Here is a 26,376-nt window from a genome sequence, read left to right on the forward strand (position 1 = left end):
GCGAACCCGGTCTACCAACACACACCTGTCATGTCCAAAGCACTGATCATTGCGGAAAAGCCTTCTGTCGCGAACGACATCGCACGCGCTTTGGGCGGCTTTACCAAGCATGACGAGTATTACGAAAGCGACGATTTCGTCCTTTCGTCCGCTGTCGGCCACCTGCTGGAAATCGCCGCCCCGGAAGAGTACGAGGTCAAGCGCGGGAAATGGAGCTTCGCGCATCTGCCCGTTATCCCCCCGCATTTCGACCTGAACCCGATCGCAAAAAGCGAGTCGCGCCTCAAGGTGCTCACCAAGCTGTTGAAGCGCAAGGACGTCGACCGCCTGATCAACGCATGTGACGCGGGGCGCGAGGGCGAGCTCATTTTCCGCCTGATCGCGCAGCACGCGAAAGCGAAGCAGCCGGTCCAGCGCCTGTGGCTGCAGTCGATGACCCCGCAGGCGATCCGCGACGGCTTCGCGAACCTGCGCAGCGACGCGGACATGCTGCCGCTCGCCGACGCCGCACGCTGCCGCTCGGAAGCCGACTGGCTCGTCGGGATCAACGGCACCCGCGCGATGACCGCGTTCAACAGCAAGGGCGGCGGCTTCTTCCTGACGACAGTTGGCCGCGTTCAGACGCCAACGTTGTCGATCGTCGTCGAACGCGAAGAGAAAATCCGCCGCTTCATCCCGCGCGACTACTGGGAAGTGAAGGCCGAATTCGCGTGCGCGGGCGGCTTCTACGAAGGCAAGTGGTACGACCCGAAATTCAAGCGCGACGAATTCGATCCGGAAAAGCGCGACTCCCGCCTGTGGAGCCTGCCGGCTGCCGAAACGATCGTCGCCGCGTGTCGCGACCAGATCGGCACGGTCTCCGAGGAATCGAAGCCGTCGACGCAGCTGTCGCCGCTGCTGTTCGACCTGACGAGCCTGCAGCGTGAAGCGAACAGCCGCTTCGGCTTCTCCGCGAAGAACACGCTCGGCCTCGCGCAGGCACTGTATGAAAAGCACAAGGTGCTGACCTACCCGCGTACCGACGCGCGCGCACTGCCGGAAGACTACCTGTCGACGGTCGAGTCCACGCTCGAGATGCTCAAGGAGAGCAACAACTACCTGCCGCATGCGAAGCAGGTGCTCGATAAGGGCTGGGTGAAGCCGAACAAGCGGATCTTCGACAACTCGAAGATCAGCGACCACTTTGCAATCATCCCGACGCTGCAGGCGCCGAAGTCGCTGTCCGAGCCGGAGCAGAAGCTGTACGACATGGTCGTGAAGCGCTTCCTCGCCGTGTTCTTCCCGGCCGCCGAATTCCGCGTCACGACGCGGATCACCGAAGTCGCCGGCCATCACTTCAAGACCGAAGGCAAGGTGCTCGTCGAGCCGGGCTGGCTGCAGGTGTACGGCCGCGACGCCGAAGGCGCGGACGCGAACCTCGTGCCGGTGCAGAAGGACGAGAAGGTGAAGACGGACGAAATCGCCGCCGTCGCGCTCGTCACGAAGCCGCCCGCACGCTACTCGGAAGCAACGCTGCTGTCCGCGATGGAAGGCGCGGGCAAGCTCGTCGAGGACGACGAACTGCGCGAGGCGATGGCCGCGAAGGGCCTCGGCACGCCGGCCACGCGCGCGGCGATCATCGAAGGGCTGCTCGGCGAGAAGTACCTCGTGCGCGAAGGCCGCGAACTGATCCCGACCGCGAAGGCATTCCAGCTGATGACGCTGCTGCGCGGGCTTGGCGTGAAGGAACTCACCGCGCCCGAGCTCACCGGCGAATGGGAATACAAGCTGTCGCAGATGGAGCGCGGCAACCTCGGGCGCGAAGCGTTCATGCAGGAAATCGCCCGCATGACGCAGCAGATCGTGAAGCGTGCGAAGGAATACGATTCCGACACGATCCCCGGCGATTACGCGACGCTCGAGACACCGTGCCCGAACTGCGGCGGCCAGGTGAAGGAAAACTACCGCCGCTTCGCGTGCACGAAGTGCGAGTTCTCGATCTCGAAGATCCCGGGCAGCCGGCAGTTCGAGATCGCGGAAGTCGAGGAGCTGCTGCGCGAGAAGACGATCGGCCCGCTGTCCGGCTTCCGCAGCAAGATGGGCCGCCCGTTCTCGGCGATCCTCAAGCTGTCCTTCGACGACGAGACGAAGAACTACAAGCTGGAGTTCGACTTCGGCCAGGACACGGGCGGCGAGGAAGGCGAAGCACCCGACTTCTCCGCGCAGGAGCCGGTCGGTGCGTGCCCGAAGTGCAAGGGCCGCGTGTTCGAGCACGGAATGAGCTACGTGTGCGAGCACTCGGTGGCCAACCCGAAGACCTGCGACTTCCGCTCGGGCAAGGTGATCCTGCAGCAGGAAATCACGCGCGAGCAGATGGGCAAGCTGCTTGCCGACGGCCGCACGGATCTGCTGCCGAACTTCAAGTCGTCGCGCACGGGCCGCAACTTCAAGGCGTTCCTCGTGAAGCAGCCTGACGGCAAGATCGGCTTCGAGTTCGAGAAGAAGGAGCCGAAGGCCGCTGCCGCGAAGAAGACGGCAAAATCAGCGACGAAGGACGCCGAAACCGTGACGGAAGGCGCCGAAGAGAAACCGGCACCGGCTCGCAAGACCGCCGCCAAGACCGCGACCAAGACGGCCGCTCGCAAAACGACGGCGCGCAAGACCGGCTCGTAACGACCGGCCGCCGGGGCCTCCCCCGGCCCATCCGGCTCCGGCAGGCAGCCATGAAAAAACGCGGATCGATTGCTCGATCCGCGTTTTTCTTTGTGCCGGCGGCAACCGCCGCCCGGCCGTCGCGCCGTTACAGCGGCGACGGTGCCGCGACGCGCGTGCGCGGCGAACGCGGCAGGCGAGGCGACAGGTTCGGGTCGGCCGACTCCGGCTGCTCGGCACGCGTCTCGACACCGATCGGCGCGAGCGCCGGACTTTGCGCGGCCCACTGCTCGCCCATCGTCGCGTCGGTCGAATGGCTGAAATGCTCGACGAGGTGGTCGATGAACGTGCGCACCTTCGCGGGCAGATGGCGCCGGCTCGGGTAAGCGATGTTAATCTCGACCTGCGGCAGCCGGAAATCCGGCAGCAGCCGCACGAGCGCGCCGCGCGCGATGTCGCCGCCGATCAGGTAGCTCGGCAGGATCGCGACCCCCATCCCGAGCAGCGCGAACTGGCGCAGCATCGCGGTGTTGTTCGCGACGATCACGTTGGTCGGGCGCACGCGCACTTCGCCGTCCGGCCCCGTGAACACACGCTCGTCACCCCAGTATTCGGTCGGCAGGCTCAGGCTCGGGTGCTCGGCGAGATGCTCCGGATGGGTCGGCACGCCGTGCTTCTCCAGATAGCTCGGTGTCGCGCATACGGTCATGCAACCGGTGGTCAGCCGCCGCGTGACGATGCTCGCGCTGCGCATCTGGCGCGTGACGACGATGCCGACGTCGAAGCCTTCCTCGACGAGATCGACCTGCCGGTCGACCAGCGTGAGATCCGGCACCACTTTCGGGAAATTCTCCGTGTACGACTGCAACACGGGCGCGAGGTTGTGCAGGCCGAACACGACCGGCGCAACGATGCGCAACGTTCCGACCGGCTCGTGATTGCGCGCAACGACCATCTGCTCGACGTCCTCGAGCTCATCGAGGATCTGGCGAGCCCGCTCCAGATAGACCTGGCCCGACTCCGTCAGGGAAAGGCTGCGCGTGGTGCGGTTCAACAAACGCGTGCCGAGCCGGCCTTCCAGATCGGCGACGTGACGCGTCGCGACCGCGTTGGAGATATCCATTGCACTCGCGGCCCGCGCAAAACTGCCGAGATCTGCAACCTTGACGAACACGCGCATCGACTGCAAATGATCCATAAACGACTCCTGCCGCTGTTACAACTTCAAAAAGATGAAGCAAATGCGTAATTCTCCTACGACAGCGGAAATGATGCAGAGTTGCTCAACAAGGCCGTGGTTGACGATAAAAATAGTCAAAAATCCTCGGCTTCTGCGGATAGTTGATCCAATTATTCTGATTGGAGCAACAATTGGGTGAACCTCGTCGAGTAAGTGGCTGAATCAGGAAGGACGTATTTGATGCGACACAACAGCGCACCCTTCCGCCCGCCGCGCAAGCGGCTCCGGGTCAGGCTGCCGCCAATTGCGGCGGAGCGTAACAACCTGTTAAAAAGACACCATGGAGGCGGCCGACGTAGCATCATGTCGGCCCCGGCCGGGCGGGACGGGTGCGCGATGTGCGCCGCCGCCACCGCCGCTTTCAACGCGCGACACCCGCTCACCATGAAAATTGCCATCCTCGACGACTACCAGGACGCCGTCCGCAAGCTGAACTGCTTCGAGATGCTTGCCGACCACGACGTGAAGGTCTTCAACAATACGGTGCGCGGATTGGGACAACTCGCCAGCCGTCTGGCGGAAGTCGAGGCGCTCGTGCTGATTCGCGAACGGACCCCGATTTCGTCGCAACTGCTCGCCAAGCTGCCGAACCTGCGCATGATCAGCCAGACGGGCCGCATTTCGAGCCACATCGATCTCGAAGCCTGTACCGACCGCGGCATCGCGGTGCTCGAAGGCACGGGCTCGCCGATCGCCCCCGCCGAACTGACCTGGGCGCTCGTGATGGCCGCCCAGCGCCGCATTCCGCAATACGTCGCGAACCTGAAGCAGGGCGCCTGGCAACAGTCGGGCCTGAAGACGTCGGCCATGCCGCCGAACTTCGGCCTCGGCCAGGTGCTGCGCGGCCAGACGCTCGGTATCTGGGGCTACGGCAAGATCGGCCGGCTCGTCGCCGGCTACGGCAAGGCGTTCGGAATGAACGTGCTGATCTGGGGCCGCGAGCATTCGCTCGAGGCCGCGCGCGCCGACGGCTATACGGCCGCCGAAAGCCGCGAAGCGCTGTTCGAGCAGAGCGACGTGCTGTCGCTGCACCTGCGCATGCATGACGACACGCGCGGGATCGTGAAGCAGGAAGACCTGATGCGGATGAAGCCGACGTCGCTGCTCGTCAACACGAGCCGCGCCGAACTGCTCGAGGAAAATGCACTGGTCAACGCGCTGTCGCACAACCGCCCGGGGATGGTCGCGATCGACGTGTTCGAAAGCGAGCCGATCCTGCAGGGCTACAGCCTGCTGCGGATGGAAAACGTGATCTGCACGCCGCACATCGGCTATGTCGAGCGCGAAAGCTACGAGCTCTACTTCAGCGCGGCATTCCGGAACATCCTGGCGTTCGACCAGGGCGACATGTCGAGCGTCGTCAACCCGGAAGCACTGACGCCGCGCCGCGTGCGCTGAGCGCCGCGGGCCGCGCCTGCCGCGCGGCCCCGCTTTCCTGCTTCCCGTCTTCAGGCGGCCACGCGGCCGCCCGTCATCGCGCCGACGCGCGTGAGGAAATGCTCGCCGTCGCGCCGCCCGAGGTCGTACGCATGCCGCATCTGCGACGGGCTCGTGTAATCCCAACTCGAAATCGGCACCTTGCTCGACGGCTGGACGTACAGCCGCCGCTGCTCGCCGTGCGCGACCGTGAACATTTGCGGGTGCGGGTACAGCCGCGTGACGAGCACCAGCACGTCGCCCGGCGTCGGGTCGAGCGCGTCGACCGGCACGTTGTCGACCATCCCGCCGTCGAGCACGGGCCGGCCGCCGCGGCGCAGCACCGGCGTGAACGGCGGCGTGCAGGACGACTGCAGGATGAGGTCGGCGAGATCGTCGACGCGCGTGCAGGCCTGCGCGCGCACGAATTCCGGCCGAAAGCCGAGCGTGCGCCCGAGCGTCGGGTGCAGCGTCTTGCGCACGTACTTCTCGATGTTGTACGCGACGAGGCCGGCGGCCACCGCGCTGCGCGCGCCGAGCCAGCGCGGCACGTGCGACACGCCGATGCGGATCTCCGGCGCCGCGGCCAGCTTCGCGAACGGCTCGCCGTAGATGTCGAGCAGCGCCTGGCGGTAAATCCGGTAATGCGGAAACACGGGCTCGCGTCCGAACAGGTTGCCCCAGTACGCGTTCTTCCGGTTGTGGCGCAGCGCCTCTTCGTAATAGCGCATCACCCAGGCGGCGTCGCGCGTATACAGCATGCACGCGGTCGCCGCGCCGGCCGAGATGCCGGTGATCACGCGCGGGCGCAGGCCGAGCGCCGGCTGGGCGACGTCCCAGAAGCCAGCCTGCCACCAGCAGCGATTGCCGCCGCCCGCAAAGACGATCTGGTCGAACATCGCGCCGCTCAGCTGACGAGCGCGTAGGTCGACGTCGCGTGAACGGCCATCTTGCCGTCCTCGTCGAACAGCTCGACTTCGCCGAATACGAGGTTGCGGCCCATCCGCAGCACGCGTGCGGTGACGAGCACGTCGCCCTTGCGCACGGGCCGCATGAAGTTCGTGTTCAGCGATACGGTGGTCATCGGCCGGAACTCGCCGAGCGCGACCGAGATCGCGACCACCATCGCGGTGTCGGCGGCCGCCGTGAACACCTGGCCGCAGATGATGCCGCCCGAATGGCGGAATTCGCCGGAAAACGGCAGGCGCAGCGTGACGCTGTCGTCGCCGATCGACACGGGGACCAGACCGAGCGAGCGGACCCAGGGGGCCAGCAGGCGATCCAGCAATTCGCGGACTGCGTTTTCGTCCATCTTCGAAAGCCCAGAAAGCGTTGCGCGACCGCCGCGCAACACGTGTGGCGTCATCATACCGGGAGCGCGGAAACTCCGATCGCTCGATGTCGGTCCCACAGCCGCCGTTGCCGTGACGAAATATTTTCAGGAAATTTGCAGAAAGGGCTTGCAAGACCCGAAATACCCGTGCATAATCTTTCTTCTGTTGGGGGCGTTAGCTCAGTTGGTAGAGCAGCGGACTCTTAATCCGTAGGTCGAGTGTTCGAGTCACTCACGCCCCACCACCGAATTTTGTAGTAGAAAATCAAGCACTTGCGCGAAAGCGTCAGTGCTTTTTTTTCGTCTATAGCCCGCGTGGGTGGGCGTCAAAAACTGGCCTTTGCCGGAAATCTGCCGGAACGGAAAAATCCAGACCAAGCGATCTCAACCTTTCGCATGGAGTCTGGAATGGCATACATCAGTCAGCGCGGCGAGTACTGGCGGGCCGAAGTCCGTCGGCGCGGATACAAACCGGTCTATCGATCATTCGACACCAAGCAGCAAGCCCAGCAATGGGCTCGACGCGTGGAGTCCGAAATGGATAGCGGCGCATACATCGATCGCACCGAAGCCGAGCGCACTACGCTCCGTGAGGCACTGGAGCGGTACCGTCGCGAGATCGTCCCGGAAAAGCGCCACCCCTATCAGGAAAATCGGCGCATCGAGCGCTGGATCGACAACCCTCTGTCGTATCGAACTCTCGCCAACTTGCGTGGCGCAGATTTCGCCAAGTACCGAGACGAACGCCGGGCAGCCGGGCGCGCAGAAAATACCATTCGGCTCGAACTCCAGCTCGTCAGCCACCTCTTTGAGATTGCCCGGAAGGAATGGGGGCTGGAAAGCCTCCCAAATCCGCTTAAGAACATCCGGAAGCCGTCAGGCAGCCGCGCCCGCGACCGGCGCTTGAACCCGGGGGAATTCGAGGCCTTATACGCGCAACTTGCCGCATCAAACAACGCATGGGCCGCGCCGGCCTTCGAGCTGGCAATCGAAACCAGCTTGAGGCAGGGAACGTTGTTCAGCCTTCAGTGGCCGTGGATCGACCTCAAATCCCGTCTCATTACATTCCCTGCAGAGGCTCGGGGAAGCGACAACAAGGGCGTTCCGAGTGTTCTGCCCCTTTCAAGTCGGGCAGTGACGGTACTGCGCCATCTCGCCGCGCTCGCCGAAGCACCGATGCGACTTGAAGATCCTCGCGTCAATTTCGGTCCAGTGAATGTCGATCCGAGCAGGCTCAAAGGGCCGGTCTTTCAGACCACGGCGAATGCCGTGCTCTGCGTCTGGAAGCGAAGCCTTCAGAAAGTGAGCAAGTACGTTCCCAACGTCAAAGAGCTTCGATGGCATGACTTACGTCACGAGGCAGCGTCCAGATTGTTTGAGAAGGGCCTGCACCCCATGGAAGTCGCGAGCATCACGGGACACAAGAGCATGCAGATGCTCAAGCGCTATACGCACCTGCGGCCGGAAAGCCTCCTCGAAAGACTCGGCTGACCCATATCAAGCATCCCTCGAACCACGGCGACGTTCGATTCTAATTTCTAAGTAGTTCTAATTTATAGGCGTTAGGAAATGGAAAGAATACTGACTCTCGGCCCCCTGCTTATCGCGATCGCTCTGACTGGCTGCGGCAAGAGCGATGAACGCAGGATTTCTGATGCAGTGGCGGCGGACATGGCAGCAAAAGCCGATGCGATCCAGAAAGACAAAGAGCGGTCGACGCGACGTGCACACATTGCGCAACGCCTGAAACCGCTCGTCTACGACCCGAAGGCAGGCAAGTACGTCGAGCAGAAGTAGCAGCAAAGCGGCCCGACGTGGTGCTACCAACACCGCGCCAGGCCTGACCACAACCCACCTATATGAGAGGTGAATCATGGCTGAGATCAATTTTAACGAAGCTAAACCAGCATCCATAGGAAAGGACGGCGTACTCGCACTCCGTGACTGGATCGACGACCTGCAGCTGACGCACGACGGCATGAAGATGCTGCTCAGTCTCGAGACCAGCCTGGACCAGCAAGGCGTTCTGCTGAACACGGTCAAGCTGCTGGCGGCAACGATCGATAGGAAACTCGACGACGGCCGCCGCCTTCTGCCTTCTGCCGACTGACCGAACCTTGAACTAATGAATTGAGGAATACAACATGGCAGACATCTACACCTACGTCGGAACCTCCATAGACAACGCTACGGCTACGTGGGTTACGAGCGTTTCTTCGCGCCTCGTCGGAGGCATAACGCCGATTGTGCTTCTTGTTTTAACGATTTGGATCATGTGGTACGGCTACCGAGTGATGGCCGGACTTGCCGAATCGCCCGTGATGAACTTCTTGATGACAGCCATCAAAATCAGCCTAGTACTCGGTGTAGCACTCGGTGTCGGCAACTATCAATCGATGATTGTCGACGGCGTCCAAGGCTTCATCAACGGCATGGCTCAGATTTTCTGGCCCAGTTCTGCATCGCTCTATAGCGCCCTGGACACCTTCAACCAAACAGGAGCGAATCTTGGCATGGCCCTCTGGGATCGTGGCAGCCAGTCCTTACCTTGGGGTGGCTGGAGCGATGTGTTTGCCGGAAGTGTCGTATTGATTTCCGGCGGGCTCGTAGCAGTGTTCACGCTGGTTGTTATGCTCGTCGCCAAAATGGCGTTGGTGTTTCTGCTCGCTATCGGACCTGCGTTCATTGCGTGCCTGGCGTTTCCCACGGTCGCGCCTTACTTCGACAAGTGGGTTTCGAAGGTACTCAACTATGCGTTCCTACAAGCCATGCTCGTAGGCGCCTGTGGCCTGTTCATGCAAATCGCTCAGTACTTCACCGACCACATGTCGACCAGCATGACGAGCGGCAACACAAGCCAGTTGGGTGATGCTTTTGACCTGCTGGCCGTCTGCGCCGTACTCGCGGTGGTTATCTGGCAACTGCCTCATATCACCTCGGGCTTGGTAGGGGGCATGGCGCTTGATCACGGCCTCGGCATGGCTCGTCAGGCGATGGGAAATTGGAGCGCCGGCATCCCGCAAGTACAACCCAGCAAGCAGTCGTCATCGGGTGTTGACCGCGGCGGTGCAGTCGTCGGAAGCAATTCTTCGGCTGACAGTTCCGGAGGAGTGCCGGCTTTCCGGCGCGCGAGCACTTTGGCACATCAGCAAGGCACCGATCGAACGACGAGCGCCGCTTCGACAGGGAGCGGCCAGTCGTCGGCGTATCGCCGCAAACCCGGTAGTAACGCCTAGCGCTCCTTTCCATTTTGGCCAGATCGACGCGGGCCCTGCGTCGTTCGCTCGGACTGCTCGTCGCCCTTCGACTGGCCCACTTGCCGGGCCAGTCGCTCATTAAAGGCTGCACGCAGCTTTTCCTGATCCGCCGGCGGCTTGTTCGCTATCCTCCGCTCAAATGCATCTCGTTGGAGGGCTGCGACACGTTGCTCGAATATCTGGCGCGCCATATCCTGCACCGCCGCAGATTGCCCACCGACATGCTCTTCAAACTGCTCTCGTAGCATTTGCGCCTTCGCTGACGGCGCCTCCGCCTTGCTTCTTCGCTGCGCTCGCTCGGTTTCCAGATCGATTACTTCGGCACGCACATTCGGCACCAGTGCACTCAGCTCTCGTCGCGCTTGCCGCACATCGGCGCGTGCTGCTCGTAGCTCAAGAACCTTCGCACGACCGTCGCCGCGCCACTGACTGGGTAGCTGCTTAGCTTCCGGCTCCATCGCTAGCCCGCGCTCGGCATAGCTGCGCATGTCGATCCGCGCATCGTGTCCGGCGCGATGCAGATGAGCATTTGCCGTTTCCTGCCAGCGGCCACGTAGTGCCTTGAGGTCGGCGGCCCGCTCACCGCGCGTCAAAGTCTGCCCTGCATGCGGACCATAGCCTTTGCGCGCCCCACCCTTCTCTGGGGCCTTGGCGTTGTAGCGTTTGAAGTATTGATCCGGATCGCGCTCGATCCCGTCACGCTGGCGCTCACTGAACATCAGATGCACATGAGGCTGCTCTTTGCCGTCCGCAGCGGTTGGAGAGTGAATCGCCCACTGATATGCGTGACGATTGCCAATCTCTTGTCGCACGAACTCACGCACAAGGTCGACGCGCTGAGCTGGCGTCAACTCGCGCGGCAGCGCGATCTCCATTTCGCGGTACGTTGTACCGTTGGTCCGTTCGTTTGCGTCTGCGGCGAGCCAAAACTGCTGCGGGTCGTGTTCGGCCCAGGCCGGCATATTGCCTGCCTCAGCCGCTTCGAGCACCTCGCCACGCTCAAGCCGGTTCGCATACTGACCCACCCGTGAGATGTAGGCAGCATGAGGCGAAGCCTTGCCGGCCTTTCCAACTTTCATACTCAGACGACCTATCGCCACGAAGACACCTTTTCCGAAAGCACCGCGCCTCTGAGGAAGCAGAACGGCACATCGATGGAATAAAGCAGGAACATCAACGGGACACTGGAGGAAGACAAAGGGAACATCAGTGGAACATTGATGGAACCTCGATAGCAGTTTCCATTTTCGCGTACGCGAAAATCCGCCCGGAGGGCCGCGCGTTTCTCGGCTTGCCGAGAAACAACTAAGCGCGCCTTCTGCTCTGCAGAAGGATACGCCGGCGCGTTATGTTTCACCATATAATTAGGATTACGGTATATAGTGGAGTGACCATGACCACCGAATGGATCGAGCATCGCGTCGCCTACATCCGCGGCTTGAAAAAACCAACCGACCGACAACGCATGCTGTTACTACTGACTGAGAAGCGGCTTCGCTCCGTAGACGATCAACGAAAGTTGGATACGCTTATCAAGGCAGAAAAAGCGGAAGAGCGTGTGCAGAAGGCGCGTGCCAACGCAGCACGTGTCGTGACGGCCGTGAAGCAGGCGGAGCGCAAAGCACGGAATCACGAACTGTATAAGGCAGCTGGCCTGCTGATCCTCGCGGGGCTGGTCGATAGCGCCACTGGAAAACCGCTACGTGATCGTGGCGAACTTCTAGGCGCTCTACTCGATATGGCCGAAACGAAACGCGATGAGAAAACTGTCAGAGAGTGGAAGCGCGCCGGCGACGCTCGGCTCGACGAGCGCGCAGTAACCGAAAAGGCAGCGACAATGCTTTATGTTGACGCCGCGTTCGAGCAGTTCGGGCGCATACTCGGTGAGCAAACCGACCACCGGAAGCGAACCAAGACAGCGTGAAGAACGACCATGTCCGCCTGATCGGCCGCATGCTATCGAAATTGGCTCGTACAGTGCTGCGACTGAACACGGATCTGCCAACTACCCGAAACGGCCTACCCGTTCTATTGAACGCGCGCACGGCCCGCCCCGTCACGCCCGATCTAGTCAATCGATTGCGCGATGAGACGCCCTTATGATGCATCTGCTCAATGCCATTGATTGATCGCCCCACCCAGAGCCGGTCATGTCCAGTTGACGACGTTGAATCGCCGGCAGATGGTCGACGCATTCCCGCACGCCGCGCGACATGTGTATTCCGGTAGCCCACGCGGACCACGAATCACTTTCTATAAACAAATCCGCTCGACGTCTTCGAGCGGGACCGCTCGCGGATATTGGATGTAACGTTGTGTGGTGCGCGTCGACGCGTGGTTGGCCATCGCCGCGGCATTCTCCAGCGAGCCACCGTTCTGCAGGTACGCGGTGATCCCGGTCGCGCGGAATGTGTGAGTGCCGATGGCGGTCTCGATGCCGGCCGCGACTGCACGCCGGCGCACCATCGCATAGGCGTTCGCCTGCGGTAGCGGCGTGTCGCTCAACTGCCCTGTGCCACGTTGGATCGTGCGGAACAACGGTCCTTTCGGATCGGCGCCGATTCCCGTGCCGTCCAAGTACGCATGCAGGGCTGCCTCGAGCGTGTGATGACAGGGCAACGCGTGCACCTTGCCGCCCTTTTCTCGCAGACGCACCCACAGCCGTCGCTGCTGCACGTAAATGTCCTCGACGCGCATCGCCAGCGCCGAGCCGATCCGCGCGAACGAAAACACCATCAACGCGATCAGCGCGCGATCGCGCAACCCTGCAGGCGTGCTCCCATCGATGCTGTCCAAGAGCTGCCGCGCCTCGCTCGCCTCGAGCACGGGCGTCTTGCCGGTGCGGACCGTGTGGCTGGGGCCGCGCACCGACGCGGCGGGATTCATCGGCACGATCTGGCCGGTCACCAGCCAGTCGAACAGGTGGCGAATCGCCGCGAGGCGCTGCTTGACGGTCGGCGCGGCGTGCGTCGACATCTGCCGCTCGATCCACGCTGCGACGTGCAACGGCTGCACGGCTACGATCGACGGCACGCCCATCTCGCTGCACCAGGTCAGAAAGTCACTGGCCGCGCGCGCGTACGCACGGCGCGTGTGCGGGTTCCGGATCGCCGACGCGAAAAACTCCAGGAAACGGGTGCATGCACGCTCGCCGGTCACGACGATGAGCTCTGGAACGGCAATGCCACCGAACGTAGCGAGCTGCTGCCCCATAGCTAGAACGCCTTGTTCAGATCGACGGCATGGCCCGCGGCTTTGAGCTCGCGCGCCAACGCCAGCTTCCACCCATTACCAGCATCCATTGCCTCCCACACCCCTCCGGCGAAATCGCTAGGGATCTCGACATCGCCACGTTTAAGCACGCAAACATTCTTACGGGTCAGGCGCGCCATGAAATAGCCCAGCTCGAGCAGGACATTCTGTCGTGCCCGAGGCTTCAACTCAGCTTCCTTGACGCTGCGACCCACATCGTCCGGAGTCAGTAACACCACGGCAAAACCAACATCTCCGTGTGCCTCGATTTTTTCGATGACAGTCCCCCCCTGGTTGGCCTGCTCGTTCAAGATGATCGGCTCGAATTCCATCGCTTTCAGGAAACGGGCGACGGTCTCGCGTGCTTCACCGTCGTGGCCGTGGACAACGAACACACGCCGAGAAGGAGCCGTCGCTTTCGTCGCAGCGGAAGCAGGCAAAGCTACGGCCTCGTGCTGCGCGTCCGCAAGGTCCTCATTCAGTACGCGCTGCGCCTCCTGCAGGAGAGCGATGGAGTGTTCGATATTCTTGGCGACCCCGGCCTGATACTCATATGCAGGCGTCTCGTAGTCCAGTGAGATAACCATCGGATACCAAGACAATGATGTCGCGTCGTCAAATCGCTTAGCGGCCGATGTGTTTTCGCCAAAACACCGCTCAAGGGTGTCCTTGATAGCGGCGGACAGCGCCGTCAGCTCAGCGGAATCTCCCTTAGGTACCGTCGCAATGTCGAATGCCCGCAACTCGGTGATGCGCTCGCCGAGACGTTCGATACCACGCTGAATCGCGGCAGGCGAAAGCTGGAGCTTGGGCGCAATGGGGGGCGGGGCAGCAGGACGGCGGCTGGCCATGGTCTCTCCTATATGTTTGATAAAGGAGATTATCATATATAGAAACATCAGTGGTCGCCGATGACAGGTCAGTGGCCAAAAAATCACCGACCCGTCACGAACGACAAGGTGACGGAAAGAACGATCGGGATTGGCGCTTAGTGAACGAGGTGCTGGATCAGGGCCACCGTGATCGCCTCATGCGAATGAATCGCGGCAACCGTGATTGCCGTGAACGCATGGATGAGGGCGACGATGATCCGGGTCCGATTGACCTTTTTCATTTTGCTTTTGCCAATAAAAAACCGTATGCGGTCTTTTAACGACACCCATCAGAGGTTGGGAGTGGCAGGCATGCTCCATGGCATGAGGGCCGCGTAGTCGTCGGCGGTTGCAGCGAGAGGCAGCTTCGTGAACAGCCAGACGAGGTAGCGATACGGTTCGATGCCGTTCGCCTTGCACGTCTCGACGAGGGAGTACAGATTGGCGCTGGCCTGCGCGCCGGCGACAGTGTCGGAGAACAGCCAGCCTTTGCGGCCGACGACGAACGGTCTGATCGCGTTTTCACACAGGTTGTTCGAGAGTGGCCAGTTGCCGTTCTCGATGTAGCGGACCAGCTTGGGCCATTGCCCGCTCATGTATTGCAGCGCCTTGCCGAGCAGACTCGACGGCACGACGGCGGGCAGATGCTCGACCATCATGCATTCGACGAGGGAGAGCGCTCGGGCGCTGTATCGGGTACGCAATCGCTGCCGGCGTTCAGGCGTCCACTTCGCGCTTCGCGCCTCGGCCGTGAACAGCTTGCCGATCAGCTTAACGAAGCGCGTCGCCAGCAGATCCGATGAGCGTGCCGCTTTCGGCACCGACTCCTCGGCCTTGATGAAGCCGCGGCGTACATGCGCCCAGCATCCGAGATGCACGAGCTGGTGATCGTGGGCGATGCCGTTATAGAGTTCGTACCCGTCCGTCATCAGCACAGTGCCGGGCTGCACGCCGGCATAGAGCTTCTGCGCATGTTGGGCACCACGTCCCGGCGAGTACGAGAACATCCGCACGGGCGGCCCTGAGCCGTTGACCTGCGCCCACAGGTAGCTCTTTGCCTGCGGCCTTCGTCCCGGTTCCTTCAGCACCTGGAACGTTGTCTCGTCGCCGTAGATCAGGTCGGATTCGAGCAGCGCGTCACGCATCAGGTTGATCACCGGCTGCGTAGCAAGCCCCACTCGCACCACGCTAGCGGCCAGCGTGTTCGACGAGATGTCGCCGCCGAAGCGACGCAGCAGCGTGGCCTGGCGATACAGTGGCATGCCGTATTGGTACTTGCCAGTGATGATCCACGCCAGCGCGGATTCCGTGAGCAGCCCGCGAGGGATGATGCGCGTCGGCGCTGGCGTGACCTTAATGCCGAGATCACAGCAAGGGCAGGCGTACTTGACCCGCTGGTGCTGAACGACGCGCACTTGCTCGGGAATCACGTCGAGCTGTTCGCTCGTTTCTACGCCAATCTCGACGAGGGCGTGGCCGTCGTGCGCGCAGAATCGTTCAGCTTCTGGCAACTCGTGCCGCACGACCTCGCGCGGCAGGCTCGGATTGAGTGGTTTGCGCCCGCGCTTGCCGCGCGTGTGGGCGGCGACCGAGGTGCCGGGCACGTCTTCACGCGCGGGCGCGTCGGCAGTCGCCGCCAATGCCTCTGCTTCGTTGAACAGGCCGAGCTGGTCGGCATGGCGCGCCTCGCTCGATGCACCGAACAGTTCGTGCTTGTAGGCCCGCAGCTTCTCTTCGGCCAGATCGCGCTGGGCCGTCACGAGTCGAAGCTCACCGCGCAGCGCATCGCGTTCGGCGAGCAGTGCCTGGTATTCCTCAACACTCGGCATGACGGGGCTGTTCGGCATGGCCGATTAGACCATGTCACCCGCGCGGTGTTCAGCTCATCCGCGCGTAATATCGCTGGGGATGCTTCTGGATCACGGCCAGGTCGATGCCGTCGAGCAGCCAGTGCAATTGCTCGGCGCTGAGCGTGATTGTGTCGCCTCCGTTCGGCCAGATGAAGCGATCGGCTTCGAGTCGCTTGAGCAGCAACCAGAAGCCGTTGCCGCCCCAGCCGAGAATCTTGATTCGATCGCGCCGGCGGTTGCCGAAGACGAACAGCGCCGAGGTCATCGGGTTCAGGCGCATCGCCTGTTCGACCAGGATCGACAGTCCGTTGATGCCCATGCGGAAGTCGACTGGATCGCGATGCAGATAAACCTTCAGCCCTTCGTCGAACCGGAACATGGCAGCCTCCCGAGCATTTGCACAACGGCCGTCAGTTCATCGAAGTTCGCCGGGCCCAATTCTAAGGAAACGCCGTTTGGCAGGTGCACATTCAGTGAGAATGCCGCAGCCAATTTAGTCGGAGTGGGAGCAACCGCGGAGGTGACGACCTGCATAAAGGCTGATTCCTCAGGCACGCAAGCCGCCGGCAGTTCGACGCGAGCCTCTCGTGACGGCTCCGTCACGGAGCTGACTATCTCGCCCGCGGCTTGTTCGCGCTGATACTTGGAAATCCACGTCCGAACGAGGTTTGGATTGACGTCGTGCTCCATGGCCGTCCGCGCGATCGACACCCCGGGCTTCAGACACGCCTGTATCAATTCGCGCTTCGCATCCTCGTCGTACTTACGCCGTCCGTCTCGCTTGCGATCGACCACCAATCGGCTCTGCAAACCTCCGCGTTGCTCGTTCATGCACACCTGTCCACGCTCATTGAACATGGACACGTAGCCTCGGTGAATCAGCCTCGCCGTGCAATGGCGTCAATCAAAGAGCGCTTACAAAAAACCCGCCTCGATGGGCGGGTCAGAAATGCAAAAGGCCGCTCGAGGCGGCCTTTTGCGCAAAGCGGGGGCGCACGAATGCCCCACGCGAGAATCCTACACAAAAACAACGACTGGGGCCAGTCCAAGCCGGCCGAGAAAGCCCAGGAATCACAATCCTGGACTCTACATTTCGGGTGATATTCCGTCAGGGTGCAAAAACCGCACCATAACGACAGAATAATACCACCATGCCACAAAACACTACTACTCCCAGAATTTTTTACGACCACTTAGCGTGGTGGACGGATTTTTTTCTCTCTCGATCCCTTTCAGCGCACGTGCCATCTTCAAAGTCCGATAACAAGGGAGGCAGTATCTTCTCGGAACTCCCCCTAGATTGAGTCGCTTGCTTGCATCTGAGAACACCCAGTTCTGGCAGTGCTCACATTGGAGTGTCCGCGGGGTTCGAGGTAAGCCCTTGCCAGCCTTAGTTTCCTTCCGGATCCCCCATGCTTGGTAAATTTTCTCGAAGTCATCCCATTCGTACGCCTGCGGTTGCGGCAGCACATCCGCTAAGGTCATAAACGTTCGAGTCCGAGGCAAGTGACAGGTCGTCGCCACGCGCCATTGAAAACCGTTTTTGAGGCGCCACCCGTCCGGGCTCCAAAGGCGCTCATAAGTGAGCACCATGCCGCGCCAGGAGAAAATGCCAAGCAGCAACAACTGCCTTTTGCGCTCCGTCGTCAGCGTCCCGTCCGCTTGGTGGTGCGCTGGCGCCGGCTCCCCTATCAATTCGATCAGATCCGGAAAAAAATGACGCTGACGTAACTGCCCGAACGCTCGGCAATGTGCGTCAAGTCCAACGATATGCCGATACCCCGACTGGGCGCCCCATACGGCCTCAACAAACGCGTCGATCCGTTCGCCCTCGCTCTCGGGATCCTCCGCTGGCCCGGCCGACCACGACAGGAATTTACTCACTTGCTGCTGCCGCATCAGAAGCTCGCTCGCGCGATCGGTTGTGGGAAGGCAGTCGAGCATCAGCTGCGTCGACACTTTTTGCCCAAGAGCCCGTCCTCGCTCCCTTTGCCGCTGCATGTAGTTACTGCCTCCCCACATCCCCTTCTGCCAGGCTTCCTGCTCCTTCTGCCACTCGTACTCGTCAAGCACCCCTCGATGGGCCCACTTGCGGCTGCTTTTCCTCAGCAGATAGCGCTCGTCATCGGAGAGTGAATCTAAGTAGGTGAAAATTCGCTTTTCGAGGGAGTCGATCAATCCATCGTCGCCCAAGCCCAGGGCCGGGGCTCTCTCAAAGTCCATCGGGCTCAGAAAGCCTATATGCGCGACGTCCTCATCCAGGCGTGCTCGCTGCCGCCGACGAGCCTTTTCCAGCCGATCAAGCGCCTCAACCGCACGAAAATACCCGTTCGCGGATCTGATCCGTCCTTGAGGTACGTTTTTCGTCACCGGCCCCCTCCTTTGTCAGTGTCGCAAGCCACGACAGTATTCCGCAGGGCAATTATTGCTCGACTAGCTCACCCATATCTCACGGTCCTGGGTCGTAGCGAAACCCGCTTCTTATGTGTATATTAAGGACACGCCCAGAGTGGCATGAAGTGCAAATCATTGCTGTTAATGAAGAGTCTGGTCGTAGTGTGGGCACGAGGTCATGCGTCCTCTCAATGCCCCTAAGCGACCCTAAAAATTGCAGTCAGCAGTTTGCAGTACTGCCCCGTTGGTTCTCCATCTGAACGGCCATCTATAGGTCCGAGGACGCACAGGAGACGCGGAGTGCAATGCCTCATGAGCCCAGCGATATCTCGCTGGGGGATGCTCGTGTGCGCGTGCGCTCCGTTGTTCTCCGAGGCAGAAATCGTCTCGGAGAACAAGGATGGAAGAGCCACAACACGAACTGAAGAATTTCTACGGCAAGTACGAGAATCTCAATGTTCATCAATCGACCAGGTGGTACACCGCGGTAGCCGGTTACTTGGTCAGGTTGACAAGGTCCAAACTAGCTATCGTTGCAATGGTCACCGTTGACGCGATCGCAGCCTTCAAGGGTTTGTCTGGACCAATCACGCTCGCGTCTATCGGTGCCATCCTGCTGCTTGGTATTGTTGGCGGCATTCGCGAAAGCTAGGTTGGATATTGCGTTATGCCGGCTATAGCCGGCGTAACGATCAGCAACTGGAAATTGAATGCGCCCAGCACGAAAACAGCCGAAGGTTCGCCTCAACCTTGACATGTCCGTCGAGGTCAAGGAGCAGATCGAAGCACTTCGCGACCGCACACACGCGGACAGCATGTCCGAAGTCATACGGCGGGCGCTCGCACTCTATGACTTCCTGCTCACTGAGCAAACCAATGGTGGAGCCATAATGATCCGCGTAAGGGACGGCTCCGAAAAGCAGTTGCCGCTCTTCTAAGCTCGTTATTGAAGACGTCGCGTTTGGGCTGCGTGCCCCCCCCTTCGGGAGCAGACCACGGCCACCGATATACGCGCGGCACATAGGTTGATCGCCTGACAGGATTTTCGCGTACGCGAAAATACCGATCGCACTGTTACTTTCTTGCAGCTCCGCGAAACCAAGATCCACTCATGCCCCCCGCACGTCGCTTGAGCAGGTCCTGAAACTGACAGCGAAGCGATCCCGTTTCACGCTAGTCAAAGGGCAAAGAGAAAGTCCTCTTCTACAAAACGTATTGGGCGATCGCGGACCGATGACACTGTTCCGCGTGCTGCTGTCCCGAAGCCCTGAGCTGCCCATGGGCGGCTCAGGGGGCGGCGGTAGGGGCCGGGTCGGTAGACCTCGGCCGGCTTTGGCCGGCCGCCCCCGTATCCCGCCGCAGGACAGCACGCGGGCAGGGAGATCTGGCGCGCGATTGGTTTTGAACAACGTCAAGCCGCTTATGCGATGCATGTCCCAAACCATTTCGCTTTGGTGAGATGGGAAGCCACCATATCCGGGAGCGTATCTGACAAATTTCCGGGCAGTCTGACAGCTTTCGGGGTAGGGGGCATCCTCCGGACAGCATTGCTAGCGCTCCGCCTTCTTTAAGATAAAGGCTCTCTCTATTTAGTAGCTCATGGGCGAGCCACTTCCCCATGAATGCAGCTCGCGTGTGAACCCTTTCGCACGCAATGCAGCTCACTCCTGATCCCGACCATCCATGATCTGTGTATAACTTTGCGCTGGCGCCTCCCTCGGTACATTGACGCGGTTAACCAGTAGCGCATTGAGGGCGTTACGCAACGCCGGGTGGGTAATTTTCCCCGCCACCTCGGCCTGCTCCCCGTCCTGAACGTTGATCACGACGGCACCAGGAGCGACATGGTTGATGTTGACCAGCAGACGTTCAATGTGAACGTCTGCAGGCGGGCGCCCGGCCAGCAGTGCTGCCCGTAGCTCGTCCGCCGTCGGCTTCACCAATGAAGGAACGTATTCCCATGACGCTATCGCAGTCTGTCGCCCGTCCTTGTCCTGTACTCGCCATTTCTCCTTGAAGCGATACTCGTGTGAGCGTCCACGTGGCGACTTCGACAAGTATCCAAGCGATTCGAGTTCTTTGATCGCGCGCTTAACGGACGACTGGTGCAAGCCGGACTTCGATGCGATCGTTTTGTGCCCAATCGGGCCAGCGATCCCGGTTTCGATATTTGTGTGGGTCTTGATGACCAGGTACACCTTCAGGGTCGCTCCATCCATATCGGCCAACGCCCCACTGTCGACAAATGACCTGAAGACGTGAAACCAGCCAGTCTCAGCCCTGAAGAGTTCACCTTGTACCGCTAGTTGGTCAGCCATCACTCACCCGTTGCATGTCGCGGGCGACCGACGCGTGGCCGAGGCATGTCCGAATTCGTCTCATCACGCGCAAGCGCGTTACAGCCTGATCTCCGCGCGGCAACGTCGTTCAACCACTCCCGGATATCTGCAGCAAACCAACATGCCCGTCGTTTATCCGGAAAGGCAGTCTGCGGCAGCTCACCCCTGTAGGTCATTTGCGCGATCGCGCCAACGGTGGTCGCCAACAGTGCAGCGAGTTCGTCGCGCGTAACGATCGCTTGCGGCGCCATCCGAGCGAATGTCTGTCTGAAATCAGTGTCTGCTTTCTTCATTTGCAATCACCAGTGACTGGCAGTGAACATGTCGATAGCCTAGAATTCGTCGGGTATCCGAACTAGGGCCAGTTTTTGAACTGGTAATCGATGGCGAACGTTGGCCCCAACCAAGGACGACGGCTCAAAGCCGCAATCAGCCGTTTCACTGCGATGCTGATCAGGGAGGCTCGCGACCTTACCGGGCTCAGCTATGAGAAGCTTGACGAGGCACTTGGACTGACGCCCGGGAACAGTTACCGCTACTCCCTAGACCCCTCTCGGCCCAAATCACGGGCGGTACAGATTGGCGGAATACAGTCGCTGGAGAACCGAGTCGCGAGACTGTTGCGGCGCCCAGCCCATCTGATTGCCGTTGTCGAGACTCGTGAACTCGACGCCCTCGCAATGCTGTATCGCATGCCAATGGCAAACCTTGGGCTACCGCGACATGTCGGCGCGGATGACATCGAACTCATCTACGACAACTACTGGCCGACGTATGCCGACTTGTCGAGAGACGGACGATTCGATATTGAGTGCCCCTGGGCCGATCAACCGGAGCTATTCCGCGCGTTTGGATGGCAATGGGGTTGCTTGTGGGATCAAGCGCCGGATGAGCATCGGCAGAGGTGGTGTAGCCAGTTCAGGCAGCTTCCCCGCCATTGGCTCTCGCACTGGTGCGAACAAGTCGGCATATCCGAGGATCTGGCGACGGAAGTTTTGCTACCGTTGATCGTACAAAAGATGAGCGAGCATCCCGGCTTGATCGATCGATGGACGGAAACACGGACTATGCACCTTCGAGAGCGTGTCCTATCCACCACAACCAACGACCTGGTCGGCCCTCCCGGATGGGGAAGCGTCGCAGAAACGTTTGTCGACATCTTCCTGGAGGAAACAGAGCTTCCGGACCATCCTCTGCCGGAAATCTGCCGGAGCAGTGGTGTAACGGCGAATCAACTGTAGGAACCGAGAGTCAACAAATTCCTTGTAAACTCAAGAGATTAGCTGTAACCTACAAGCTGCTTGATTTGGCTCTTAATCCGTAGGTCGAGTGTTCGAGTCACTCACGCCCCACCAGGAATTCCGAAGCCCGGTCAGCGAAAGCTGACCGGGCTTTTTCCTTTTCCGCCGCCGCATTCGTGGCGCGCCCTGTCGCAATACGCCTCCGCACGCCCGCTCCGCATCGTTTCCGCTAGAATCGTCCGACAAATATCACACGACCGGCGCAGGCACTGCCGTTTGCCCGCCGGCACTGAGAGAACATGGGACGTCAGACATGGAAGCATGTAACCGAGACCCGACCATTCAGAGAGCCTGGTTGCGCCGATATCGGCAAGTCCGTCGGGACACGCCACTCCCACGATCACGCCGGCATCCGCAGTGCGACGCACGAACCAGATCCGGCCATGCCGGGTAAGGGCGCGCTCGTCGCGCTGGCGCTCGGCGCCGTGCTGCTCGTACTGGCAGGCGTGCTCGCCGTCACGACCGGCCAGGCGACCGGTCATCTGGTCCGCACGCCGGGCACGGTCGTCCGTATCGTGCAGGACAGCGACGCGATGCGCGCGTACCGGCCGATCGTCGCGTATCTCGCGAACGACGGTCAGCGCCGCGAGATCGCCGGCAATACCGCCTCGACCACCCCTGCCTACGATATCGGCGAAAACGTCGACGTCCTGCTCGACCCCGTCCATCCCGAACGCCCCTCGCTGATCGACGATTTCGCGCAACGCTGGTTTCCGGCGGCGGTGTCGGCACTGCTCGCCGTCGCGTCGTTCGCGATCGGCGCCCTGCTGATCGTCGGCAAGCGCCACCGCATGCAATTCGATGCACCGCCGACCCGAGCCGAGCGCAAGCAGGCGCGACGCCGCTGGGATATCGCGATCGTGCTGATTCCGATCACGATCGGCACGGGCTTCATCGCCGGTGCCGGCGCAGCCGGCCTGCGTCAGTGGCAGATCGTCCACCACTACGCGCGCTCTACCGGCCACGTCGTCGAGATCGCAAAAAATGCGCGGTCGGCCCGCCCGCGCACGTCGCTGTATTCGGCGATCGTCGCGTTCACGACCGACAGCGGGCGGCTGATCACGTTCGCGCAGGGCTCGGCGTCGTCGCATCCGGGCCTGCACGAAGGCGAAGCGGTCAACGTGCTGTACGACCCCGTCACCCCCGAACGCGCGATCGTCGACCGCTTCTGGGATCGCTGGGGCCTCACGGCGATCCTGTTCGCGATCGGCGCACCGTTCGTCGCAGCCGGGCTGTTCGTCGCCGCGACGCTGTGGCCGGAGCAGCGGCACCGGGAAGTGGCGCCGTAGCAGCGCGCGGCTACGCTCCTCCTCGACGCGTCATATGCCCGGCAGGCGCGCCGGCGTCGACGCGTCGATCGTCTGATTCTGGCGATCAGCGTGCTTCGCACGACGCTCGTCGCGGTCATGCTGCTTCTTCTCCGCCGCGAAGTCCGTCGTGCCGAACGTATCCGTCGCACGCGTCTGGAAGTACAACGGACCGGAGAGCAGGTGATCGTGCCAGCTCGTCAGCATCGTGTCGTGAACGAGAAAATCGAACAGCGCCATCACTTCAGCAGGCAATGGATTCTTGCCCGCGACTGCCTCGCTCCAAACCTTGGCCAGCGCAACCTGGTCCGGCGAAAGCAACGACTCCTCGATCACCCGGACGCTGGTATCGACATCGGTTCCCCACGGCTGGATGCGCTGCGTCTTCACCCTCTCCGCCGCACGCTTCAGGCTGTCCTGCCGCGCCGCCCGCTGGGTCATCTCCGCTGCCTCGCGCTCCAGCCGCTCCCACACGCTTTCGGCCGGCCGGGCGAGTTCGACCCGCGTCTTGCGCAACGCGATGTCCTCGGCCCGGTTCGCGTCGTCAAGCCGGCTTTGCGCTTCGATCAGCTTCTTCGTACTGCCGAACGGGCGCCGGCGCTCGGCGTCGTAGGCCGCCTGCGCATCCTGCTTGGCCTTCAGGAGCCGCTGATGCTCCGCCTTGAAGCGATCAGCCTCCTGCGTCACCGACGAGCGGAACGCCGGTGACTGGTAACGCACGGCGATCCAGCGGATAAACACCTGCATGTGCGCCTGGAAATCCAGCCCCGGCTTGCGCGGCACGATCTTCTGGTACGCGTTGATGAGCTCGAGCATCGTGTAGGAAGCGCCGCCTTCGGAGATACGCCGGGCCAACGAAAACCGCTGGTATGTCAAAGGCTTGTACTTGTACAGAAGTTCCATCGAGTCGATCGCGACACCTGCCTCGTATGCGGCATTCAACATGTCGCGCAACGGAATGCGCTGCAACTCCGCCCGCGCACCGAGCGACCCTGGCGGCGCGCCTCCCGTCACGTCTTCGCTCGTTCCGGGATACAGGTACTGCTCGCCACGCGTCTTTTCCAGGCTGTCGAGCCGCTGGTAGAAACGCAATTCGTGCGCAGCCGCGAAGTGGACGCAGCGTTGCACGGCCGCCGGCACGGCAAGGCTCAAGTCGCCGAAGTTCTGCTTGAGCAGGTCGAGCACCGGCAACGCGCTCAGCAGCTTGTTTTCCTCCATGACCGACGACACCGCATCGAACAGTCCCATGAATTTGATCTCGATCGGCACACCCCGTATCGCGAGATCACTGGCACTGCGTCGCTTGTACTTCTCGGCGAGTTCGTTCGCAAACACCCGTGCAACCACGGCCCCTCGGTCGGCAGCAAAAATCGACACCTGGATCCGCTGCAGTTTCTGACGCTCCTTCAGTGCGTCGTCAAACGTCTTCTCGAACTGCTCCAGCGCCATGGTCACACGGTCCTGCACGCCCGTGCCCATAACACGGGCAAGTGCGCGGCTGTCGCGAAACCACGGTATCGAATCGAGCCCGGTGGTGATCACCGTGCCCTTGACGAAGGTCCAGCCGAATTTCCACGGATGTTCGGCGAACTCATACAACGTCGAACGTAACACGGCGCGGCCGCGTCGGACGTACCGGTCGGCCGACATCATCTTCACCATGCGCAGCACCCGGTCCGGCAACTGCTCGGCCGTCTTCACGATGTCGTTGAAGGCAGCCGCCACCGGTTTGAACGAAAGCTCCGACCAGCCTTTCTTGATGCCTTCCTGCATCGTCTTCTCGGGATCGATCTTCAGCCGGCTGCTACCCGAAATCTGGCCAGGCAGGCCCTTCAATCTCTCAGCCGCACGGCTCTCCACAGTTTTCGTGACCTTGTTTCCCGTGCTGTCGAGCACCCCGATCTTCGCCTCGGAATTCAGGTCCGTACCGATTCCCGAGTAATAGTAGCGATACCAGAGCTCATTCGAGTAAGTGGGCGTCTGACGCCGACGGTCATCCTTATCCCGGTGAGCCTCGAACAGCCGGCAGATGTTCGAGAAGCGTGAAGTCGCCGGATCGTCTTCGTTACGGCTTCGCCGGTAACCGTCGAAGAAGAATCCGACATGAACGATACCGCCGCACGGAATGCAGTCGTCCGACTTGTATGCCTGAACGCTCGCGGCCCGTTTGCTGCGAATCATCTCCGGCGTCCGGTCGGCCGGATCCAGGTTGTTGTTGTCAATCTCGGGATCAGCCACGGACCACCTCCTTCTGCTCCGGACGGAAGCGCTTGATCTCATCGACGGTGGCGGGTGACAGCTTCCGCATCGCGTCACCGAATGCATCCGGTTTTCCCTTCGTTTCCACGAGGATTTTCTGCACCGCCGGGTATTCATCGAAGCGCGGATTCACGATCAATGCGTAGTAGACGTACTGTTCAAGATCCTTCTCGCTCGTCAGCCCGTACTTCTTCCAGCCGTCCGCCGCTACGCGCACGGTGCGTCGGAACGACTTCGCATCATCGAGGTTGTCCGGGTTGGCCGCCTTGCCGTACGTCCGTTGAAACCACTCGTCGACCTTTGCGTAGGAAATCCGTGCGCCCTGCAGATCGTCGCGGAATTCGAATTCAACGTGATCGTCCGGATAAAAGTGCAGGGCCAGCACATTCTGGCCCGGCTTGCCCTTCACTTCGGCCGGCGGCATATGCACACGGGCCGTCTTCCTGATCACGGAAATATCCTGCTGCGCATCGATCTGTTTTTGCGCAGCGTCTGCGTCGTAAACATCCCAATCGACCGTGAAATCCGTGCCTTTCAGGGCATAACAACAACTCACGCTACCCGCACCCGAGCCTGGCATCAGATCGCCGCCGCCACTCGCCTTGTTGCCGTACTGATCTCGGACGACAAAGTGATCGAGGTTGTACGACGTATAGTTGAACGCCTCGACCCCCACGCTACTGTAGACCGGCTCCGATGACGACTTGTCGCATGCCGACAGCGACATCGTCGCCACGATCATTGCCGTAACGGCAGTCCGGCCGATAGCGCACGAGAACCACGTGGACATGTTGAACGACTTACCCATTCCAGGACTTGTTCCTTGTTTTGACTTCAACCCACTATGCTCGAAAGCGCTTGATTTCATCTGGCCTGGCTTGCCCTTCACTTCGGTCGGCGGCATATGCACACGGGCCGCCTTCCT

Annotated in this window: 25 protein-coding genes and 1 tRNA gene; 13 read left to right on the forward strand and 13 right to left on the reverse strand. The window is 61.1% G+C overall.

The window, feature by feature from the left end; genetic code table 11:
- Positions 1 to 30 precede the first annotated feature (30 nt).
- Positions 31 to 2,652 (forward strand): DNA topoisomerase III, encoded by a 2,622-nt coding sequence (locus CFB50_RS17390; protein WP_069249155.1) that lies wholly within the window; start codon positions 31 to 33, stop codon positions 2,650 to 2,652.
- 127 nt (positions 2,653 to 2,779) lie between these two features.
- Here CFB50_RS17390 and CFB50_RS17395 read toward each other — a convergent pair whose 3' ends face one another.
- Positions 2,780 to 3,829: a LysR family transcriptional regulator gene (locus tag CFB50_RS17395; RefSeq protein WP_069249156.1), complete on the reverse strand. Its 1,050-nt coding sequence runs from the start codon at positions 3,827 to 3,829 to the stop codon at positions 2,780 to 2,782.
- Between the two features lie 426 nt (positions 3,830 to 4,255).
- On the opposite strand from CFB50_RS17395, the gene CFB50_RS17400 reads away from it, so the two are divergent.
- A complete protein-coding gene (locus CFB50_RS17400; protein WP_011353578.1) occupies positions 4,256 to 5,269 on the forward strand; it encodes a D-2-hydroxyacid dehydrogenase family protein in 1,014 nt (337 codons plus the stop codon).
- A gap of 50 nt (positions 5,270 to 5,319) precedes the next feature.
- Here CFB50_RS17400 and CFB50_RS17405 read toward each other — a convergent pair whose 3' ends face one another.
- A complete protein-coding gene (locus CFB50_RS17405) occupies positions 5,320 to 6,186 on the reverse strand; it encodes a patatin-like phospholipase family protein (protein ID WP_089446646.1) in 867 nt (288 codons plus the stop codon).
- Positions 6,187 to 6,194: 8 nt separating this feature from the next.
- Positions 6,195 to 6,599, reverse strand: a complete 405-nt coding sequence (locus tag CFB50_RS17410) for a PaaI family thioesterase (protein WP_059232891.1) — start codon at positions 6,597 to 6,599, stop codon at positions 6,195 to 6,197.
- Positions 6,600 to 6,789: 190 nt separating this feature from the next.
- On the opposite strand from CFB50_RS17410, the gene CFB50_RS17415 reads away from it, so the two are divergent.
- The 5 genes from CFB50_RS17415 to CFB50_RS17430 all read left to right on the forward strand — a co-directional run bounded on the left by CFB50_RS17415 (position 6,790) and on the right by CFB50_RS17430 (position 9,856).
- Positions 6,790 to 6,865 (forward strand) — tRNA-Lys (locus tag CFB50_RS17415).
- Positions 6,866 to 6,893: 28 nt separating this feature from the next.
- On the forward strand, positions 6,894 to 8,111 hold the full coding sequence (locus CFB50_RS17420; protein WP_226267591.1) for a tyrosine-type recombinase/integrase: 1,218 nt from the start codon (positions 6,894 to 6,896) through the stop codon (positions 8,109 to 8,111).
- Between the two features lie 78 nt (positions 8,112 to 8,189).
- Positions 8,190 to 8,417, forward strand: coding sequence for a hypothetical protein (locus tag CFB50_RS38775; RefSeq protein WP_144020661.1), 228 nt, complete (start codon positions 8,190 to 8,192; stop codon positions 8,415 to 8,417).
- A gap of 76 nt (positions 8,418 to 8,493) precedes the next feature.
- Positions 8,494 to 8,730 (forward strand): hypothetical protein, encoded by a 237-nt coding sequence (locus CFB50_RS17425; protein WP_089446648.1) that lies wholly within the window; start codon positions 8,494 to 8,496, stop codon positions 8,728 to 8,730.
- A gap of 34 nt (positions 8,731 to 8,764) precedes the next feature.
- Entirely contained in the window at positions 8,765 to 9,856 is a 1,092-nt protein-coding gene (locus CFB50_RS17430) for a type IV secretion system protein (RefSeq protein WP_089446649.1), read from the forward strand.
- Here CFB50_RS17430 and CFB50_RS17435 read toward each other — a convergent pair.
- Complete coding sequence (locus CFB50_RS17435) at positions 9,853 to 10,956, reverse strand: MobA/MobL family protein (RefSeq protein WP_218829171.1); 1,104 nt, start codon at positions 10,954 to 10,956, stop codon at positions 9,853 to 9,855. The genes CFB50_RS17430 and CFB50_RS17435 overlap by 4 nt on opposite strands.
- A gap of 314 nt (positions 10,957 to 11,270) precedes the next feature.
- On the opposite strand from CFB50_RS17435, the gene CFB50_RS17440 reads away from it, so the two are divergent.
- Positions 11,271 to 11,801, forward strand: a complete 531-nt coding sequence (locus CFB50_RS17440) for a conjugal transfer protein TraD (protein ID WP_089446718.1) — start codon at positions 11,271 to 11,273, stop codon at positions 11,799 to 11,801.
- A 329-nt stretch (positions 11,802 to 12,130) separates the two neighbouring features.
- Here CFB50_RS17440 and CFB50_RS17445 read toward each other — a convergent pair whose 3' ends face one another.
- Both CFB50_RS17445 and CFB50_RS17450 read right to left on the reverse strand, forming a co-directional pair.
- The gene (locus CFB50_RS17445) at positions 12,131 to 13,090 is read right to left on the reverse strand and encodes a tyrosine-type recombinase/integrase (protein WP_089446651.1); all 960 of its coding nucleotides are present in this window, start codon (positions 13,088 to 13,090) and stop codon (positions 12,131 to 12,133) included.
- A gap of 2 nt (positions 13,091 to 13,092) precedes the next feature.
- Positions 13,093 to 13,980, reverse strand: a complete 888-nt coding sequence (locus tag CFB50_RS17450; RefSeq protein WP_089446719.1) for a TIR domain-containing protein — start codon at positions 13,978 to 13,980, stop codon at positions 13,093 to 13,095.
- 71 nt (positions 13,981 to 14,051) lie between these two features.
- Between CFB50_RS17450 and CFB50_RS38780 the strand changes: the two genes are divergently transcribed.
- A complete protein-coding gene (locus tag CFB50_RS38780; protein ID WP_144020662.1) occupies positions 14,052 to 14,282 on the forward strand; it encodes a hypothetical protein in 231 nt (76 codons plus the stop codon).
- Positions 14,283 to 14,291: 9 nt separating this feature from the next.
- On the opposite strand, the gene tnpC is transcribed toward CFB50_RS38780, so the two are convergent.
- The 4 genes from tnpC to CFB50_RS17470 all read right to left on the reverse strand — a co-directional run bounded on the left by tnpC (position 14,292) and on the right by CFB50_RS17470 (position 18,221).
- Positions 14,292 to 15,848: an IS66 family transposase gene (gene tnpC / locus CFB50_RS17455; RefSeq protein ID WP_089444703.1), complete on the reverse strand. Its 1,557-nt coding sequence runs from the start codon at positions 15,846 to 15,848 to the stop codon at positions 14,292 to 14,294.
- Between the two features lie 31 nt (positions 15,849 to 15,879).
- The gene (gene tnpB, locus CFB50_RS17460; protein ID WP_027810102.1) at positions 15,880 to 16,230 is read right to left on the reverse strand and encodes an IS66 family insertion sequence element accessory protein TnpB; all 351 of its coding nucleotides are present in this window, start codon (positions 16,228 to 16,230) and stop codon (positions 15,880 to 15,882) included.
- On the reverse strand, positions 16,206 to 16,682 hold the full coding sequence (gene tnpA, locus CFB50_RS17465; protein WP_144020614.1) for an IS66-like element accessory protein TnpA: 477 nt from the start codon (positions 16,680 to 16,682) through the stop codon (positions 16,206 to 16,208). Before tnpA ends, tnpB begins: the two co-directional genes overlap by 25 nt.
- A 336-nt stretch (positions 16,683 to 17,018) precedes the next feature.
- Entirely contained in the window at positions 17,019 to 18,221 is a 1,203-nt protein-coding gene (locus CFB50_RS17470) for a hypothetical protein (RefSeq protein WP_256979103.1), read from the reverse strand.
- A gap of 424 nt (positions 18,222 to 18,645) precedes the next feature.
- On the opposite strand from CFB50_RS17470, the gene CFB50_RS17475 reads away from it, so the two are divergent.
- Positions 18,646 to 18,897 carry a hypothetical protein gene (locus CFB50_RS17475; protein WP_089446652.1) on the forward strand — a complete coding sequence of 84 codons (252 nt, stop codon included), beginning with the start codon at positions 18,646 to 18,648 and terminating at the stop codon, positions 18,895 to 18,897.
- A gap of 58 nt (positions 18,898 to 18,955) precedes the next feature.
- Complete coding sequence (locus CFB50_RS17480) at positions 18,956 to 19,183, forward strand: ribbon-helix-helix protein, CopG family (RefSeq protein ID WP_226267597.1); 228 nt, start codon at positions 18,956 to 18,958, stop codon at positions 19,181 to 19,183.
- 723 nt (positions 19,184 to 19,906) lie between these two features.
- Here CFB50_RS17480 and CFB50_RS17485 read toward each other — a convergent pair.
- Positions 19,907 to 20,563 (reverse strand): helix-turn-helix domain-containing protein, encoded by a 657-nt coding sequence (locus CFB50_RS17485; RefSeq protein ID WP_089446654.1) that lies wholly within the window; start codon positions 20,561 to 20,563, stop codon positions 19,907 to 19,909.
- Between the two features lie 404 nt (positions 20,564 to 20,967).
- On the opposite strand from CFB50_RS17485, the gene CFB50_RS17490 reads away from it, so the two are divergent.
- Together CFB50_RS17490 and CFB50_RS17495 are read left to right on the forward strand one after the other, a co-directional pair.
- Complete coding sequence (locus CFB50_RS17490; protein ID WP_144020663.1) at positions 20,968 to 21,825, forward strand: hypothetical protein; 858 nt, start codon at positions 20,968 to 20,970, stop codon at positions 21,823 to 21,825.
- Positions 21,826 to 22,124: 299 nt separating this feature from the next.
- Positions 22,125 to 23,174, forward strand: a complete 1,050-nt coding sequence (locus CFB50_RS17495; protein WP_089446656.1) for a DUF3592 domain-containing protein — start codon at positions 22,125 to 22,127, stop codon at positions 23,172 to 23,174.
- Positions 23,175 to 23,204: 30 nt separating this feature from the next.
- Here CFB50_RS17495 and CFB50_RS17500 read toward each other — a convergent pair whose 3' ends face one another.
- Both CFB50_RS17500 and CFB50_RS17505 read right to left on the reverse strand, forming a co-directional pair.
- The gene (locus CFB50_RS17500; protein ID WP_256979106.1) at positions 23,205 to 25,430 is read right to left on the reverse strand and encodes a DUF2235 domain-containing protein; all 2,226 of its coding nucleotides are present in this window, start codon (positions 25,428 to 25,430) and stop codon (positions 23,205 to 23,207) included.
- The gene (locus CFB50_RS17505; RefSeq protein ID WP_306427272.1) at positions 25,423 to 26,259 is read right to left on the reverse strand and encodes a DUF3304 domain-containing protein; all 837 of its coding nucleotides are present in this window, start codon (positions 26,257 to 26,259) and stop codon (positions 25,423 to 25,425) included. The genes CFB50_RS17500 and CFB50_RS17505 overlap by 8 nt, the downstream gene beginning before the upstream one ends.
- Positions 26,260 to 26,376: the final 117 nt, after the last annotated feature.

The organism is Burkholderia sp. AU33423, assembly GCF_002223135.1.
In the GTDB taxonomy this organism is placed as follows: domain Bacteria; phylum Pseudomonadota; class Gammaproteobacteria; order Burkholderiales; family Burkholderiaceae; genus Burkholderia; species Burkholderia lata_D.

Bases quoted from the DNA above. Each gene is read 5' to 3' on its own strand.
- CFB50_RS17400 (WP_011353578.1), top strand. From the start codon at position 4,256: ATGAAAATTGCCATCCTCGACGACTACCAGGACGCCGTCCGCAAGCTG.
- CFB50_RS17390 (WP_069249155.1), top strand. From the start codon at position 31: ATGTCCAAAGCACTGATCATTGCGGAAAAGCCTTCTGTCGCGAACGAC.
- CFB50_RS17450 (WP_089446719.1), bottom strand. From the start codon at position 13,980: ATGGCCAGCCGCCGTCCTGCTGCCCCGCCCCCCATTGCGCCCAAGCTC.
- CFB50_RS17395 (WP_069249156.1), bottom strand. From the start codon at position 3,829: ATGGATCATTTGCAGTCGATGCGCGTGTTCGTCAAGGTTGCAGATCTC.
- CFB50_RS17475 (WP_089446652.1), top strand. From the start codon at position 18,646: ATGGAAGAGCCACAACACGAACTGAAGAATTTCTACGGCAAGTACGAG.
- CFB50_RS17505 (WP_306427272.1), bottom strand. From the start codon at position 26,259: ATGGGTAAGTCGTTCAACATGTCCACGTGGTTCTCGTGCGCTATCGGC.
- CFB50_RS38775 (WP_144020661.1), top strand. From the start codon at position 8,190: ATGGAAAGAATACTGACTCTCGGCCCCCTGCTTATCGCGATCGCTCTG.
- tnpA (WP_144020614.1), bottom strand. From the start codon at position 16,682: ATGAACGAGCAACGCGGAGGTTTGCAGAGCCGATTGGTGGTCGATCGC.
- CFB50_RS17480 (WP_226267597.1), top strand. From the start codon at position 18,956: ATGCGCCCAGCACGAAAACAGCCGAAGGTTCGCCTCAACCTTGACATG.
- tnpB (WP_027810102.1), bottom strand. From the start codon at position 16,230: ATGTTCCGGTTCGACGAAGGGCTGAAGGTTTATCTGCATCGCGATCCA.
- CFB50_RS17495 (WP_089446656.1), top strand. From the start codon at position 22,125: ATGGGACGTCAGACATGGAAGCATGTAACCGAGACCCGACCATTCAGA.
- CFB50_RS17410 (WP_059232891.1), bottom strand. From the start codon at position 6,599: ATGGACGAAAACGCAGTCCGCGAATTGCTGGATCGCCTGCTGGCCCCC.
- CFB50_RS17490 (WP_144020663.1), top strand. From the start codon at position 20,968: ATGGCGAACGTTGGCCCCAACCAAGGACGACGGCTCAAAGCCGCAATC.
- CFB50_RS17435 (WP_218829171.1), bottom strand. From the start codon at position 10,956: ATGAAAGTTGGAAAGGCCGGCAAGGCTTCGCCTCATGCTGCCTACATC.
- CFB50_RS17425 (WP_089446648.1), top strand. From the start codon at position 8,494: ATGGCTGAGATCAATTTTAACGAAGCTAAACCAGCATCCATAGGAAAG.
- CFB50_RS17445 (WP_089446651.1), bottom strand. From the start codon at position 13,090: ATGGGGCAGCAGCTCGCTACGTTCGGTGGCATTGCCGTTCCAGAGCTC.
- tnpC (WP_089444703.1), bottom strand. From the start codon at position 15,848: ATGCCGAACAGCCCCGTCATGCCGAGTGTTGAGGAATACCAGGCACTG.
- CFB50_RS17485 (WP_089446654.1), bottom strand. From the start codon at position 20,563: ATGGCTGACCAACTAGCGGTACAAGGTGAACTCTTCAGGGCTGAGACT.
- CFB50_RS17440 (WP_089446718.1), top strand. From the start codon at position 11,271: ATGACCACCGAATGGATCGAGCATCGCGTCGCCTACATCCGCGGCTTG.
- CFB50_RS17430 (WP_089446649.1), top strand. From the start codon at position 8,765: ATGGCAGACATCTACACCTACGTCGGAACCTCCATAGACAACGCTACG.
- CFB50_RS17405 (WP_089446646.1), bottom strand. From the start codon at position 6,186: ATGTTCGACCAGATCGTCTTTGCGGGCGGCGGCAATCGCTGCTGGTGG.